This is a genomic window from Xaviernesmea rhizosphaerae (genome assembly GCF_001938945.1).
Classification (GTDB): Bacteria; Pseudomonadota; Alphaproteobacteria; order Rhizobiales; family Rhizobiaceae; genus Xaviernesmea; species Xaviernesmea rhizosphaerae.
The window spans coordinates 14627-28841 of record NZ_MKIO01000018.1; the positions used below are offsets into that span (position 1 = coordinate 14627).

12 protein-coding genes are annotated in these 14215 nt (G+C 65.8%); 6 read left to right on the plus strand and 6 right to left on the minus strand.

Annotation, left to right across the window (positions count from 1 at the left end):
* Positions 1–332 precede the first annotated feature (332 nt).
* The 3 genes from BJF92_RS01640 to BJF92_RS01645 form a co-directional block, all read right to left on the minus strand.
* Positions 333–881 (minus strand): HdeA/HdeB family chaperone, encoded by a 549-nt coding sequence (locus BJF92_RS01640; protein ID WP_158032175.1) that lies wholly within the window; start codon positions 879–881, stop codon positions 333–335.
* 142 nt (positions 882–1023) lie between these two features.
* Complete coding sequence (locus BJF92_RS25445; RefSeq protein WP_158032176.1) at positions 1024–1191, minus strand: hypothetical protein; 168 nt, start codon at positions 1189–1191, stop codon at positions 1024–1026.
* 113 nt (positions 1192–1304) lie between these two features.
* Positions 1305–2102, minus strand: a complete 798-nt coding sequence (locus BJF92_RS01645; RefSeq protein WP_075633035.1) for an AraC family transcriptional regulator — start codon at positions 2100–2102, stop codon at positions 1305–1307.
* Positions 2103–2520: 418 nt separating this feature from the next.
* Here BJF92_RS01645 and BJF92_RS01650 point away from each other — a divergent pair, with 418 nt between their 5' ends.
* The 6 genes from BJF92_RS01650 to BJF92_RS01675 all read left to right on the plus strand — a co-directional run bounded on the left by BJF92_RS01650 (position 2521) and on the right by BJF92_RS01675 (position 10339).
* On the plus strand, positions 2521–3483 hold the full coding sequence (locus tag BJF92_RS01650; protein WP_075633036.1) for a SphA family protein: 963 nt from the start codon (positions 2521–2523) through the stop codon (positions 3481–3483).
* Positions 3484–4137: 654 nt separating this feature from the next.
* Positions 4138–5667: an arylsulfatase B gene (locus BJF92_RS01655; RefSeq protein WP_245294631.1), complete on the plus strand. Its 1530-nt coding sequence runs from the start codon at positions 4138–4140 to the stop codon at positions 5665–5667.
* A 21-nt stretch (positions 5668–5688) separates the two neighbouring features.
* A complete protein-coding gene (locus BJF92_RS01660; RefSeq protein ID WP_245294638.1) occupies positions 5689–6636 on the plus strand; it encodes a formylglycine-generating enzyme family protein in 948 nt (315 codons plus the stop codon).
* A gap of 4 nt (positions 6637–6640) precedes the next feature.
* Positions 6641–8503, plus strand: coding sequence for a mechanosensitive ion channel family protein (locus BJF92_RS01665; protein ID WP_075633037.1), 1863 nt, complete (start codon positions 6641–6643; stop codon positions 8501–8503).
* 46 nt (positions 8504–8549) lie between these two features.
* Positions 8550–8996, plus strand: coding sequence for a hypothetical protein (locus tag BJF92_RS24625; protein WP_078057791.1), 447 nt, complete (start codon positions 8550–8552; stop codon positions 8994–8996).
* Between the two features lie 224 nt (positions 8997–9220).
* Positions 9221–10339: an alpha/beta hydrolase gene (locus BJF92_RS01675; RefSeq protein ID WP_075633038.1), complete on the plus strand. Its 1119-nt coding sequence runs from the start codon at positions 9221–9223 to the stop codon at positions 10337–10339.
* A gap of 63 nt (positions 10340–10402) precedes the next feature.
* Here BJF92_RS01675 and BJF92_RS01680 read toward each other — a convergent pair whose 3' ends face one another.
* The 3 genes from BJF92_RS01680 to BJF92_RS01690 are packed head-to-tail and all read right to left on the minus strand — an operon-like array spanning position 10403 to position 14168.
* A complete protein-coding gene (locus BJF92_RS01680) occupies positions 10403–10921 on the minus strand; it encodes a sarcosine oxidase subunit gamma family protein (RefSeq protein ID WP_075633039.1) in 519 nt (172 codons plus the stop codon).
* An 8-nt stretch (positions 10922–10929) separates the two neighbouring features.
* Positions 10930–13896: a sarcosine oxidase subunit alpha family protein gene (locus tag BJF92_RS01685; RefSeq protein ID WP_075633040.1), complete on the minus strand. Its 2967-nt coding sequence runs from the start codon at positions 13894–13896 to the stop codon at positions 10930–10932.
* A complete protein-coding gene (locus tag BJF92_RS01690) occupies positions 13893–14168 on the minus strand; it encodes a sarcosine oxidase subunit delta (RefSeq protein ID WP_075633041.1) in 276 nt (91 codons plus the stop codon). The genes BJF92_RS01685 and BJF92_RS01690 overlap by 4 nt, the downstream gene beginning before the upstream one ends.
* Positions 14169–14215: the final 47 nt, after the last annotated feature.

A 14215-nucleotide genomic window follows, 5' to 3' on the forward strand; every position in this document is an offset into this window, starting at 1 on the left:
GCGAGCGGCGACCCTCGAGACGGCCATGCTCTTCGACCGGTATGGCCGTCCCGTCTGACAAAAAATGCGAAAAGCGTCGTGACCTTTCGGATTCTCCCTGCGCGCTTTAAATCTCTGTTTTGTCGCATGTCATCATCTTGGAGCATCGGACTGGAAATCATACGCGATCCGATGATCGAGCTTTTCGCGTCTGCAGCGGCTTTCTTCGAAAGCCGGTTCCCGATTTTCGGTCCGATGCTCTAAAACCGGCGCCTTTTTGCGCGGGCCCCTGCCAGATGGGCATCCCGCATGTGCCTTACAGTCACACGGGGGATGCCTCTCTCAAGCCCCTGTCAGTTCCAGGCCTTGCGGACCGTTGCGCCGAAATTGTCCTTCGGCGTCTTGGCGCAGGCGAGATGCGCGCGCTCCTGGTTGACGAGCAGGGATTTGACGTCGATCCGGGTCGCCTTCTTCTCCGAATGCAGATAGCCGATCATCCAGGCCTGCAGCAGATATTGCGCATCCAGATCCGCGCCTAGGAAGTCCTGGCAGCTCATCTTCGTGACATCGATCGCGCCGGCGCCCGGCGCCGTCTTCTGCGGCTTGGATGTCAGATGCTCGATCGTGCTCAGCAGGCGCGCATGGGGATTGGCGGCGCACCACTTGTGAACCTTCTCGAAATTGGCGGCATAGATCTTGAAGTTCACCTCGGTCTGGCCGGCCTTCTGCTTGAACCAGCCGCTCATCCATGCCGCGAGGTCGCGCTGGCCATCGGTGGCCATGGCATTGTAGTCCGCGCAGGTGACGCGGTTCATGTCGAAGGTCACCTGTGCCTGTGCGTCAACGGCGCCGCTAAGCGCGATGCCAAGCAACGCGCCTGCAAGAAGGGTACGGACTTTCATGGAAATCTCCTGGAGCGATTTTGCGTGGCAGGAGGGCCGGCCGGTGCTGTCGGCCAGGCCACGCCTGCATCCGTGCGCGCGAAGGCCAAGGGCCTCTTTCCGCGCACGGATCGACTTCATCGGCCGTTCCGCGGTGTCGCCGCTAGCCGATTTGCGCATAAGCGAGAAAAACCGGGCCAACCGGGGCATCGGTGTTGGCGTGATCTGTGCCCGCACGTCCTGCCGATTTGGGTGGCGTCAGACGCATGAACTCTCGCAGAACAGCGGCGTCCGTCTTTGCGCCCTCTGGTTCAAGCTTTTGTTGCTGCATCGACCCGTCCTGAAAGCCGCTTCCCGGTTTTCGCAAAAATCCGATGTGAAAACAAAATCCCAGAGCATCAGACCGCCTGTGATTTTAGTCCGACCCTCTGGCCGGATCATGCTCTACCGGCGGCGTGCGCCACCTCGATCATTGCGGCTTCGCCCGGCAATGGCCTGCCGCACCGTTTCTTTCGGCAATTCGCCGAAGAGCGCGCGGTAAGCGGCCGAGAAGCGTCCGAGGTGCTGGATGCCGTTTTCCAGGGCGATCTCGGTTACCGTCCGACCGTCGCCCAGCTGAAGCTGCCGGCGGATCTCGTTCAGGCGCACCGACTGAATGAAGTCATAGGGGCTGCAGTCGAACGTGGTGCGAAACGCATATTCAAGCTGGCGGCGGCTGACATTGACGACGGCACAGAGTCGCTCGACGGAAATGTCGTCCGCCAGATGGGCGAGAATGAAGTCCTTGGCGCGCAAGGCCTGCCGCAGCCGCGCATCCACGGAGCGGTTGATCGCCTCATGGCTGCCGCGGGCCCGTGCCTGAAGGTCTGCAAGATGCGCCAGGCAGTCGACCATCGCCAGAGGCAGTCGGCGGCCGGCCTCGCCGTCCCCCGTATCGCGCGCCAGATGTTCATCGAGCCGGTCTCCCAGCCGGACCGTTTCCTCGAACAGGGCGGAGGCTGTCGCGGTGTCGAGCGTCATGATGGCGGGCGCGTCATGGTCGTCCTGCACGAAACCGACTGCCTGTTGCTGGATGGCCAGCCACTGGTCGACCGGAACGACGAGCCCGCGATAGACGGCGCCTTCGCGCATGCTGGCCTTGACCTCGCCGCCGGCGGGCAGGCTCAGCACCATATGATCGCCGAGCGGCCGGCCCGCGATGCTCGATCCTTGCGAGCGCTCGATGAAGATCAGGGCGGCCATGCGCTCTTCCATCCTGCCGTCGGCCCGCACATTCGCCGCCAGTTCCAGTGAATCATAGCCCCATAGGCCGGGATGACCGATCTGGCGAATATGGGAGAGACTCCCGGCCGGGGCGAGACAGTCGACCTGAAGACTCGTTCCAGAAGCGACGTCGCACAACTGGTCGGTTGTGAGATAAGCTTGGCGGCTAAAAGGCTTTCTACCCTGCGGCATCGTCCCCTCATCTGCGCCGAGCGGTCTAAAGAGGCAAGACCGCGATGCCGCGCACTTTTGCGCAAAGTGGATATTTTCAAATGAGCTTTAATTCGTAAATACCCAAAGCTCGCTACGGCACAGGTGGCAGAGAGATTTTGCATGCATGTTCGTCGAGGCTCAAATGGATCACGGCTCAAGGCGACCCGAGGATACAGGCAAAGGCATGAAAGCGACCATCAAAACCATTTCGCTGGCGGCAGGCGCCATGATCGCGGCAGGGCTGGGTTGTGCCTCGACGGCCAGCGCGGCCGAGGGCGGCACGAGCTTCTATCTCCTGGGCTTGCGCGGGCCGATGGCCGGCTTCACGCCGCCGCCCGGGGTCTATGTCCAGAACGACCTCTATTATTACCAGGGCTCCGCCCAGAAAACGATCAGCTTCGATCTCGGCGGCCGCCTGATCGCCGATCTCGATGCCAGTGCCGTCATCAACCTGACGACGCTGCTCTGGGTCACCCCGGTCGATGTGGCGGGCGGCAATCTGGCTTTTTCGGCAACCGTGCCGATCGGCGGTCCCGACATCACCGGTACGCTGGGTCGCGGCGGCCGGTCGGTTTCCGACAGCGTGACGACGATCGGCGATCCCGTTCTCGGCAGCTTCATCGGCTGGCATGAGGGCGATTTCCACTGGCAGGTCGGCACCAGCGTCAACGTGCCGATCGGCGACTATCAGGAAGGCGAGATCGCCAATCTCTCCTTCCACCACTGGGCGGCCGATCTCTACACGTCGGGCACCTGGCTGAACCCGAATACCGGCTTCGAGCTGTCGGGTGCGATGGGCATCACCTTCAACGGTGAAGACAACGCCACCGACTATAAGAACGGCACGGAATTCCACTTTGAAGGCGCTGCGATCCAGCATTTCAGCAAGGCCTTCGATGCCGGTCTGGTCGGCTATTATTACGACCAGATCAGCCCGGACAAGGGCGATGGCGTGCCCAAGGTGCTTGGCGGTTTCGAGGGGCGCGTGGCGGCCATCGGCGCCACCATCGGCTATACGTTCCAGGCGGGCGAAGTTCCGATCATGACCCGCGTGAAATACTATCACGAGTTCGACGCAAAGAACCGGCTTGAGGGGGACAGCGTGTTTCTGACGCTGACCATGCCGCTGGCCGTTGCAGGCCACTGAGCGTTTCGTCTCGCAGGCCGTTTGAGGCGGAAAGAGGTGGCCCGCGTCGCTCTGGCATCTCCTTCGCTCGGCGTCATCCGATGCCGGTGGGGAGGAGGGGGCGGCCGGGCTTGGCGCAGATCGTCCCGGCGGCGTGGTGATTTCGAGCTTCTGGGGCTGAGCATCTTGAAGAAAAGCCGCGCCGACACGCTTCGTGCCGACGCAAGAGGGATTGGAGGCGGGTCCGCTTCCAGGTGCGGCGGTCCTTGTCCGGACTGCCGCGACACGGGACCCGGCCCGATTGCTCCCACAATGTCGGCGATGCTTCAGTCAGGCCATGGCTTGCGTCGCAGGTCACAGGCCGCGACGGCATCACGGCTTAGCCGGGTGCAACGGCGACGGGCTGCGGCGGCTTGAAAGCAATTCCGTCAGGATGCCGCTTGGTGTTGCGTCCGGACGTGCTTGAAAATTCAAAAGAGCGTTTTGGGCGAGGGCAGTTTCGCCCGAGGCGCTTCAGCGTGTGACGGTATCTATTGTTCGTCGTGGCGAACCAATGGCGCCGTTGCCGCTCCAAACATCGAACCATCACATCCGAGGCGTTTCGCAGCGGCTGGCGGCTTTTTGCCGCCTGCTTTCGGCTGCCTGCCGCCTGCTGTCCAGCAAGAGGAACACGCAATGACCGATATGCCGAACACGACCGGGACGAATGGGATCGTCTCCGAGGCAGGCGATGAGGGCATGACCCGCCGCCAGGCGCTGCTGAGCGGCGCAGCCCTCGCCATCAGCCGTCTTGCCGTCGGTGGCGCCGCCCCGGCGTCCGCACTCGCCGCGCTCGGGATCGGGACTGAGGCCAGCGCGCAGCCCGCGGCCAAGCCGCCCCACATCGTCTATGTCATGGTCGATGACCTCGGCTGGAAGGATGTCGGCTATCACGGTTCGGATATCCGCACGCCGAATATCGACGCCCTGGCCGCCAATGGCGCCCGGCTGGAGCAGTTCTACGCCCAGCCGATGTGCACGCCCACCCGTGCGGCGCTGATGACCGGCCGCTATCCGCTGCGCTACGGCCTTCAGGTTGGCGTCATTCCCAGCGGCGGCAGCTATGGCCTGGCGACCGACGAATATATCCTGCCGCAGATGCTGAAGGATGCCGGCTACCGCACCGCCATGGTCGGCAAGTGGCATCTCGGCCATGCCAGCAAGGAATATTGGCCGATGCAGCGCGGCTTCGAGAGCTTCTATGGCGCGCTGGTCGGTGAGATCGACCATTTCAAGCATGCCTCGCACGGCGTGCGCGACTGGTATCGCGACAATGAGCCGCTCGAAGAGGAAGGCTTTGACAACCTCCTGTTCAATCAGGAGGCGATCAAGATCGTCCAAGGGCATGATGCGAACAAGCCGCTGTTCCTGTACCTGGCCTATACGGCGCCGCACACGCCGCTGCAGGCCCCGCAGGAGTATCTCGACAAATATTCCTCGATCGCCGATCCGCAGCGTCGCGCCTATGCGGCGATGATGTCCGTGGTCGATGACGGAGTCGGCGCCCTGGTCGAAACGCTGGCCAAGCGCGGCATGCGCGAGGACACGATCATCATCTTCCAGAGCGACAATGGCGGCGTGCGCTCGGCCATGTTCGCCGGCGAGTCCAAGGTCACCGGTGAGCTGCCGGCCCAGAACGGCCCCTATCGCGACGGCAAGGGCACGCTCTATGAAGGCGGCACCCGCGTTGCCGCCGTGGCCAACTGGCCCGGCAAGATCGCGGCGGAGAAGGTCGATGGCGTGATCCATGTCACCGACATGTATCCGACGCTGGCCTCGGTCGCCGGCATCAAGCTCGGCCGCAACAAGCCGCTCGACGGCGTGAATGCCTGGAAGACGATCAGCGAGGGCAAGCCTTCGCCGCGCCATGAGATGGTCTACAACGTCGATCTCATGTCCGGCGCCATCCGCGAAGGCGACATGAAGCTGATCTGGACCGCGGCGCTGCCGGGCAAGGTCGAGCTTTACGATCTGGCCAAGGACAAGGGCGAGACCACCAACCTTGCCGAGCGCTATCCGCGCATCGTCCGCAAGCTTCAGGAGCGCATTCGCGAGCTGGCGAAGGAGATGGCCCCGCCGCTGCTGCTCGGCGAAGCGATCAAGCTGACCTTTGGCGCACCGCCGAAGTCGGCCGACCCGGCAAAGCTGTTCGACGCTGACGACTGAGCGGAGGTTCGGGCCGTGCGCATGGACAGGCTGGAAACGATGATCCCCATTCCCGGGGGCACCTTCCTCATGGGATCGGATCATTTCTATCCGGAGGAGGCGCCTGTGCGCCGCGTGTCCGTCGGCCCGTTCCTCATGGATGCGACCGCCGTCACGAACCGGGCCTTTGCCGGCTTCGTGACGGCCACGGGCTATGTCACGCTGGCCGAACGGCCGGCGCCGGCCGAGCTTTATCCCGATGTGCCGGCCGAAGCGCTGGCACCTGCCTCGGCGGTGTTTCATCCGCCGCCGGCAGCGCTCGACCGTGGCAACGCCTATCAATGGTGGCATTATGTGCCGGGTGCGGACTGGCATCATCCGGAGGGCCCCGAAAGCCACCTCGACGGGCGCGAGGATCATCCCGTGGTGCATGTCGCCTATGAGGATGCGCTTGCCTATGCGATCTGGGCCGGTAAGTCTTTGCCGACCGAGGCCGAATGGGAATTTGCCGCGCGCGGCGGGCTCGATGGCGCGGATTATGTCTGGGGCGACGAGTTTTCGCCCGGCGGCGTGCACCAGGCCAATACCTGGCAAGGGCATTTCCCCTGGGAGAATCTGCTCGAGGACGGCTTCGCCCGCACATCGCCGGTCGGCAGCTTTCCGGCCAATGGCTATGGTCTTTACGACATGGCCGGCAATGTCTGGGAATGGACGGAGGACTGGTTCGGGCCGCATCGGCCAGCTGCCAAGTCCTGCTGCACCATCGACAATCCGCGTGGCGGCGCCATGGAAAGCAGCGTCGATCCCGATATGCTGGAGCTCGCCATCCCGCGCAAGGTGCTCAAGGGCGGCTCCTATCTCTGCGCCCCCAATTATTGCCAGCGTTACCGCCCCGCCGCGCGCCTGGCCCAGGCCATCGACACCACCACCGGCCATGTCGGCTTTCGCTGCGTGGTGCGCCCCGCGGCGGCGATGACCTTGGAAAGATAAGTCGATGGCTGCCCCCACTTCCTCCGTCCCCGCCGTGCCACCGCCGCCGCCGCCGGATCTCACCGCGCTGATCTCGGCGGCGGAGACGATCACCAACCGCGTGGTCTCAGGCTTCTGGGTCCGCATCGAGGCGATCGCGCGCATTCCCGCGCAGGCCGATGCGCTGGCCGGGAGCATTCGCGCAGCCGGCACCTCCGTGACGATGATGGTGCTTCTTCTCGTCTTCGTCGTTGCGTTGGCCGTTGCGGTCTTCGTGCTCGTCAAGGCGCGCCTGCGCTGGATGGGCCTGATCGGCCGGCTGCTCCTGGCCACGCTGCTTGCCACCGGCGCCGGGCTGGCCGCCGCTGCGCTGCTGACCTCCGATGGTACGCTGCAGCAGACGGTGCGACAGGGTGCCGTGATCGCCGCCGTCGGGTGCCTGGTCGTCACGCTGCTGCGCCACATCATGACGGCCGGCCTGGTCAATCCCGGCAGGCGGCCGTCCCCGCGGGTGCGGCGGCTGCGGCGTGATCTGGTCATCAGCCTCGCTTGGCCGCTGATGGGCACGGTGCTGCAGATGGTGCTTCGCTTGTGGCAGGCCGGGCCGGCGCTCACTGACAGCCTGGTCACCCTCATGGTCTCGCTGCCCAGCGTCCTCCTGTTTTCGCTGGTGGCCTGGCGCCATCGCCGTGCGCTGGCGCTGGCTGTGGCGGGGCCGCACCCGCGCTCCGCGCTGCGCGCGCATCTGGCGCGCCGCTGGCCGGGCACCGTCATCGGCTTCCTGCTGACCGCGCTGATCAGCACGCAGACGGCGCTGACCGTCGGCGCGCCGCTGCCGGGCCCGGCCGTGCTGCTGACCTCGATCATCTTTGTCGCAACCCCGCATCTCGATGCGCTGATGGGCGAATGGGCCCGCCATGGCGTGCTGTCCACGCGCGTGTCGATCCCCGCGGTGGCGGCGCGGGAGACGCTGCGTTTCACCGTCGTAATCGTGGCGCTGGCCATGATCGGCACCCTGTGGGTCGCGCCGCTTGCCGCAAGCCTTGGCGTGGAGACGCGCAGCGTGGCCGCCGATGCCGTGCAGACCGTGCTGATCGCGCTCCTGGCCGCCTATCTCTGGAACCTGACCGGCAGCTTTGCCGCGCGTGCCGTCGGCCATGCGCAGGGCGGGGACGAGGAGGAGGGGCTGGCCGCGCCACGCACGCGGCTCGCCACGCTGGTCCCGCTCCTCAGCGGTCTGGCCCGCGCCGTCATCTGCGTGCTGGCCGCCCTGTCGGTGCTCCTGTCGCTCGGCGTCAATGTCTGGCCGCTGATCACCGGCTTCTCGGTTTTCGGCCTCGCCATCGGCTTCGGCTCGCAGGCACTGGTCAAGGACATCGTCTCCGGCCTGTTCTTCCTGATCGACGATGCGTTCCGCTTCGGGGAATATATCGAAATATCAGGTGCAAAGGGCGCCGTGGAGAAGATCTCGATCCGCTCCGTCTCGCTGCGTCACCATCGCGGCGCACTGGCGACGATCCCCTATGGCCAGATCGACAAGGTGCAGAATTACAGCCGCGACTGGATGATCGAGAAGCTGATCTTCCGCGTCGCCTTCGACACCGATGTCGAGAAGGTGCGGCGGCTGTTCAAGAAGATCGGACAGGAGATTTCCGCCGATCCCGCCATCGCGGCCGATCTGATCGAGCCCTTCAAGAGCCAGGGCATCGCCCAGGTGGAAGACGGTACGCTGATCATCCGCGGCAAGTTCAAGGCCCGGCCGGGCCGCCAATGGATGATCCGCCGCGCCGTGCTCGCCGCCGTGCAGAAGGGCTTCCGCGAGAACGGCATCCAGGCCGTGCCAAAGCCGCTTCTCAACGAGCCGCCGCCTGCCGACGAGGCAGCATGAACCGCATCCGCCAAGACATTCCGGCGGCGTGCAGAAAGGAAAGACGATGAGGAAGAAGACATGGTTTGCGACGCGCGCGCTCGTGTGCGGGCTCGCTTTTGCCCAGGCTCTGGCGGCGCCGGCATGGGCCGCGGCACCTGCTGATATTGCGCCGCAGCAAAGGGCTTCGCAGGCCGCTGCCCTCTGCCTGCCCGGCACCTGCCTCGCCGATGCCGTGGTGGTCCATCGCCACCATCGCCCGCCCCATACCCAGCCCGTACCGCGCCATCACCACACCCGTCATCACCATCATCACGGCGGCACCGTGGTCGTGGTCCGGCCGGTGCGGCCCTGGGTTCACCGTCCCTATTACGGCGCGGTGGTTGCCGGCGTGGTCCTCGGCACGGTGATCGTCGCCTCCAGCGTTCCGCCGGCGCCGAGCCCGCAAGTCTGCTGGTACTGGTCGAACAGTTTTCAGACCCGCGGCTACTGGGACTATTGCAAGCCGCATTGAGAGCTGAGCTGGCTCCTGTCCCGAGCTTGGGGAGCAGGGGCACCGCCACTTTCGCCTTGCGCGAAAGCCTGTTCGTAAGAGCACCGGGCCAAAAGCAGAACGGCTCGGTGCCTTGGGATTTTCGTTTGTGCATCGCATCGGACAGAAAGCCGGTTTCCGCTTCCGGTCCGATCTTCCCGTCAAGCGCGCTTCCGCGCAAAAGGCACGAGACCATGAGCCCTTCCATGATCAGCAGGTTTTTCCTGTGTTTCGCCATGATGCTCATGCTGGCCGCCTGCGCCAGCCGCCCGGGGCCCGATGTGCTCGCGGTGCAGCGGATCAACACCCGCCCGCCGGGCGCGCGCACGGTCACGGTCTACGTCGCGACCATGCGCGAACGGGCCAAGCCGAACAGCAATATCTTCACCAACGAACCGTCCGATACGCTCAACTATGCCTCTTTCACCATCTCCATCCCGCCCAAGCACAAGGCCGGCGAGATCGAGTGGCCGAAGAAGGATGCGGTCGATCCCAAGACGAATTTCGTCATGGTGGCGCAGCAGGTGCTCGACAGGGACAGCTTCTACAAGGCCGTTTCCCGAAAGCCGCCGGGGGGCAAGCCGTCGCATGTCGGGGTCTTCGTCCATGGCTTCAACACCAATTTCGAGGAAGCGCTGTTCCGTCAGGCGCAGATCAATGCCGATTCCGACGATGGCAGCCGCACGCCCGTGCTGTTTTCCTGGCCTTCGCAGGCAAGCATCACCGGCTATCTGGCCGACAAGGATGCAGCGACCGCCTCGCGCGACGGGCTGACGGAGCTGCTCGACACGCTGGGCCGCAACCGGGCGGTCAACAAGGTGACGCTGATCGGCCATAGCATGGGCGGCTGGCTCTCGGCCGAAGCGTTGCGCCAGCTGCGCCTGTCGCGCAAGACGGCGATCTTCTCCAAGCTCACCGTGTTTCTCGCCGCGCCTGACATCGACGCCCAGCTGTTCAAGGCGCAGCTCTCGGTGATCGGCCCCTTGTCCCCGCCGATGACCGTGCTGGTGTCGAAGGACGACCGGGCGCTGGCGGCCTCGCGTCTGCTGGCCGGCCAGCGCGGGCGCATCGGCGCGCTGGATGTCAAGGATCCGCGCGTCCAGGAGGCGGCGCAGGTCGGCCATGTCCAGATCATCGACATCTCGTCGCTCTCGTCCGGCGACAGCTTCAACCACAATCGCTTCGCCCAGGTCTCCTCGCTGGCGCCGATCCTCGTGCCGGTCGAGGCACAGCCCCCGGGCCTGACCCGCGGCCCCGGCGCCTTCGTGCTCGACACGATCGGCGCGACGCTGAACGCGCCGATCAACCTGCTGAACGGGGAATAGCGGATCGCGGGCGGCCTGATGCAAGGCGAGGAATGAAAGCGTTGGCTGGACGGCGCTCGACGGTCAGGCGAACTCTGCCGCCATCTGCGCGAGATCGTCCCAGAGGCTTTCGGCAAAGCCGCGCAGCACCGTCAGCTCGAAACTGTCCTCTCCGGTGCGGGCGAGATGGGCGCCGATATGGCCGATCAGCGTCTGCGCCGCATGGCCCACGGGAAAGGCGGCGGCGTCGAGATTCACGGCTGTTCCCTTGGCCAGCACCGCCCGCGCGGCCGGGCCCGACAGCGCGATACGCACCCGGCCGTGGCTCTGATCGACAATGTCGGCCACAGGCTTCAGCCGCTCTTCCAGACCGGTCAGGTCTTCGGGCGTCAGCGGCGCATTGCCGATCAGCAGCCATTGGCCGGGGGCGAGCGGGCGCAGATCGCTGTCGCCGATCCTCTCGCGCAAGCCGGGTCCGGCCTCAGGCGCGGCGGCGAGAAGCTGGAGCACATGGCCTTCAGGCAGGGCCTCCAGCGTCACGTCCTTGAGCCGGAGCGCGGCCTTGCCGCCCAGAACCGGATGGTGTCGAAGCGTCATGGACATGGCGGACCTCAGATCTTCAGCTTGGCGTTTTCGGGATCGATGAAGACCGGATCGCAGAGGCGGCCGGGCGTGTATTCCCCGCGCAACCCGTTCCAGATCATCACCTCCTCGCCATGGCGGCTGGAGCCGGCGCGCACCAGCGCCAGGCCGATGGTGGAGCCGACATGCGGGGAGTAACAGCTGGAGCTGACATGGCCGAGGCTGTTTTCCAAGGTCGCGGCCGCCCCTTTCGCCAGGATATGCGCACCCGTGCGGAAGCTTGCCGCCGGATCGAGCGGGACGACGCCGACGAGTTGATGGCGATTGCCCGCCGTCAGCCCCTCGCGCGCCAGCATGTGCTTGCCGATGAAATCCGCTTTCTTGGCCGAGACCATCCGGCCGAAGCCGAGATCGGCCGGCACAACGGTACCGTTGATCTCGTTATGGGTGACGTGGCCCTTCTCGATGCGCAGCACCGACAGCGCCTCGACACCATAGGCACAGAGACCTTTGGGCTTGCCGATCTCCATCAGCGCGTCGGCGACGCTTTCGCCATAGCCGGCCGGCACCGCCAGCTCATAGGCGAGCTCGCCTGAGAAGGAGATGCGGAACAGCCGGCCCTTCAGCGCGCCGTTGAAGAGCGAGACCGCGCGCGCGCCGAGGAATGGGAAGGCCTCGTTGGAGATGTCCTCGTCGACGATCTCCTGCAGGATCGTGCGGGCGAGCGGACCGGCAATCGCCATCTGCGCCCATTGGTCGGTGACGGAGGCGAGCCGCACGTCGAGTTCCGGCCAGAGCGCCTGGGCGCAGAATTCCAGATGGTTGAGCACGCCGGCGGCATAGGCCGTCGTCGTGGTCATGAAGAAGCGGTCTTCGGCCAGCCGGCTGGTGGTGCCGTCATCATAGATGAAGCCGTCCTCACGCAGCATCAGGCCATAGCGCGCCTTGCCGACGGGCAGGTTGGCGAAGCCGTTGCAATAGACGCGGTCGAGGAAGAGGGCCGCATCCTTGCCTGTTATCTCGATCTTGCCGAGCATGGAGACGTCGCAGAGGCCCGCCGCCTCGCGCACGGTGCGCACTTCTCGGTCCACGCTCTCGCGCCATGTGGTCTCGCCCGTGCGGGGGAACCAGGCGGAGCGATACCAGAGGCCGGTCTCGACGAAGCGGGCGCCGTTCTTCTTCGCCCAGCCATGCAGCGGCGACTGGCGCACCGGCTGGAAGTGCTTGCCATGGGAGGAGCCTGCCAGCGCGCCGAAGGAGACCGGCGTGTAGAAGGGGCGGAAGGTGGTGGTGCCGACCTCGGCCGGCGAGACCCCGCGCGCCTCGGCCAGCAGGCCGATAGCATTGACATTGGACAGCTTGCCCTGGTCGGTCGCCATGCCATTGGTGGTGTAGCGCTTGGCCAGTTCCACATGGGCATAGCCCTCGCGCACGGCCAGCGCGAGATCGGCACGGTGCACGTCGTTCTGGAAGTCGATGAAGGCCTTGCCCCTGATGCCGGGGATCGACCAGAGCGGCTTGGTGGCCGGCGCGACGATATCGCCCTCGACGGTGGGGACGCTCCCGGCGGTTGCGGCGATGCCGAGCTGATCGAGGAGGGCGACGGCCTTGCGGGCGCCGGCCTCATAGCAGGCGGCAAGGCCTGACAGGCCGGCGGCCGCGCCGGCAAGCGCGAGGCCCTTGCGATCCTCGGCGAGAAAGGCGCCCTGCGCATCCGACCAGACCGGCTTGTCGCCGCGATGGCAGGCGAGATGGATGACGGGGCTGAAGCCGCCCGAGACGGCGAGACCATCGAGCCGCAGCGTTTCCGTGCGCCCCTGGCGCGCGATGGTGATGGCGGAGAGCGACTTGCCGCCATGGGCGTCGCGCACCAGCGCATCGGTGAGGATGCGGGCCTGGCCCTTGTAAAGACCGGGTGCGGCGCCTTCGGGCCGGCTGTCGATGATGGCGGTCAGCGCCACGCCGCAGGCTTCAAGGTCGCGGGCCAGCGCATAGCCGCTGTCATTGGTGGTGAAGATCGCCATCTGCCGGGCGGGCGCGACGGCAGTGCGGTTGAGATAGCTGCGCGCGGCTCCGGCCATCATCACGCCGGGAATGTCGTTGCCGCCGAACACCAGCGGGCGCTCTTCCGCGCCGGTGGCCAGAAGTGCGCGGCCGGCGACGATGCGCCAGAGCCGCTCCACCGGGCGGCCCACCTGCGGTGTCGCCACATGCTTCTGCACGCGCTCGACCGCGCCGAAGACGTTGCCGTCATACCGGCCGAAGGCCGTGGTGCGCGCGAGCGTGCGGACATTGGGCAGGGCTTCGAGTTCGGCCGTGGCTTCCCGCGCGAATTGCGCGGCCGGCACGCCGCCGATCGTGGCGGTCTCCGACAGAAGGCTGCCCCCGAGCTCGGCCTGCTCGTCCACCAGGATCACCCGGGCGCCCGCACGCCCCGCCGTCAGCGCGGCCGCAAGGCCAGTGGCGCCGGCGCCGATGACGAGGAGATCGCAATGGGCCCAGCACTTCTCGAAGCTGTCGGGATCGCTTTCCTTCGCCGCCTCTCCCAGGCCCGCCGCCTTGCGGATGAAAGGCTCATAGAGTTTTTCCCAGAAGGCCGCCGGCCACATGAAGGTCTTGTAGTAGAAGCCGGCGCTCAAGAAGGGCGAGAGCAGACCGTTCAGCGCACCGATGTCGAAATCGAGCGAGGGCCAGCGGTTCTGGCTGCGGGCGGTCAGGCCGTCATAGAGCTCCTGCAGGGTCGCGCGGGTGTTGGGTTCCGTGCGTCCACCTTTACCAATCGTCATCAGAGCGTTGGGCTCGGCCGCGCCCGCGGTCAGCACGCCGCGCGGGCGATGATATTTGAAGGAGCGGCCCATCAGGCGCTGGCCATTGGCGAGCAGCGCCGAGGCCAGGCTGTCGCCGGCAAAGCCGGACATGGGCTTGCCGTCGAAGGAGAAGGAGAGAGGGCGCGCGCGGTCGATCAGGCCGCCCTGGCTCAGGCGATAGCTCGTCATCGGGCAGTCTCCCTGTTCCAGAGCGCGGCGTCGCGGGCCTCCTCGACCTCATGCGTGGCCGTGTCGCGGGTGACGACCAGCCAGCGGCGGCAGCCTGAAGTGTGGTGCCAGAATTCCTGGTAAGGCCCGCGCGGATTGTCGCGCAGATAGACATGGTCGAACCAGGCATCCGCGCCGGCCTGCGGCTCGGGGCGGGCAAGTGCGGCACCTTTCACGGTGAATTCTTCCTTCGGTCTCCTGCCGCAATGCGGGCAGGCAATCAGGCTTGCCATGTCGGTCGTCCTTGCGCGAGCACGTCCGGCAACAATGCGTCAGCGGA

Coding starts and splice junctions, on each gene's coding strand:
- BJF92_RS01640 (WP_158032175.1), bottom strand. CDS start 881: ATGAAAGTCCGTACCCTTCTTGCAGGCGCGTTGCTTGGCATCGCGCTT.
- BJF92_RS25445 (WP_158032176.1), bottom strand. CDS start 1,191: ATGCAGCAACAAAAGCTTGAACCAGAGGGCGCAAAGACGGACGCCGCT.
- BJF92_RS01645 (WP_075633035.1), bottom strand. CDS start 2,102: ATGGCCGCCCTGATCTTCATCGAGCGCTCGCAAGGATCGAGCATCGCG.
- BJF92_RS01650 (WP_075633036.1), top strand. CDS start 2,521: ATGAAAGCGACCATCAAAACCATTTCGCTGGCGGCAGGCGCCATGATC.
- BJF92_RS01655 (WP_245294631.1), top strand. CDS start 4,138: ATGACCGATATGCCGAACACGACCGGGACGAATGGGATCGTCTCCGAG.
- BJF92_RS01660 (WP_245294638.1), top strand. CDS start 5,689: ATGGACAGGCTGGAAACGATGATCCCCATTCCCGGGGGCACCTTCCTC.
- BJF92_RS01665 (WP_075633037.1), top strand. CDS start 6,641: ATGGCTGCCCCCACTTCCTCCGTCCCCGCCGTGCCACCGCCGCCGCCG.
- BJF92_RS24625 (WP_078057791.1), top strand. CDS start 8,550: ATGAGGAAGAAGACATGGTTTGCGACGCGCGCGCTCGTGTGCGGGCTC.
- BJF92_RS01675 (WP_075633038.1), top strand. CDS start 9,221: ATGATCAGCAGGTTTTTCCTGTGTTTCGCCATGATGCTCATGCTGGCC.
- BJF92_RS01680 (WP_075633039.1), bottom strand. CDS start 10,921: ATGTCCATGACGCTTCGACACCATCCGGTTCTGGGCGGCAAGGCCGCG.
- BJF92_RS01685 (WP_075633040.1), bottom strand. CDS start 13,896: ATGACGAGCTATCGCCTGAGCCAGGGCGGCCTGATCGACCGCGCGCGC.
- BJF92_RS01690 (WP_075633041.1), bottom strand. CDS start 14,168: ATGGCAAGCCTGATTGCCTGCCCGCATTGCGGCAGGAGACCGAAGGAA.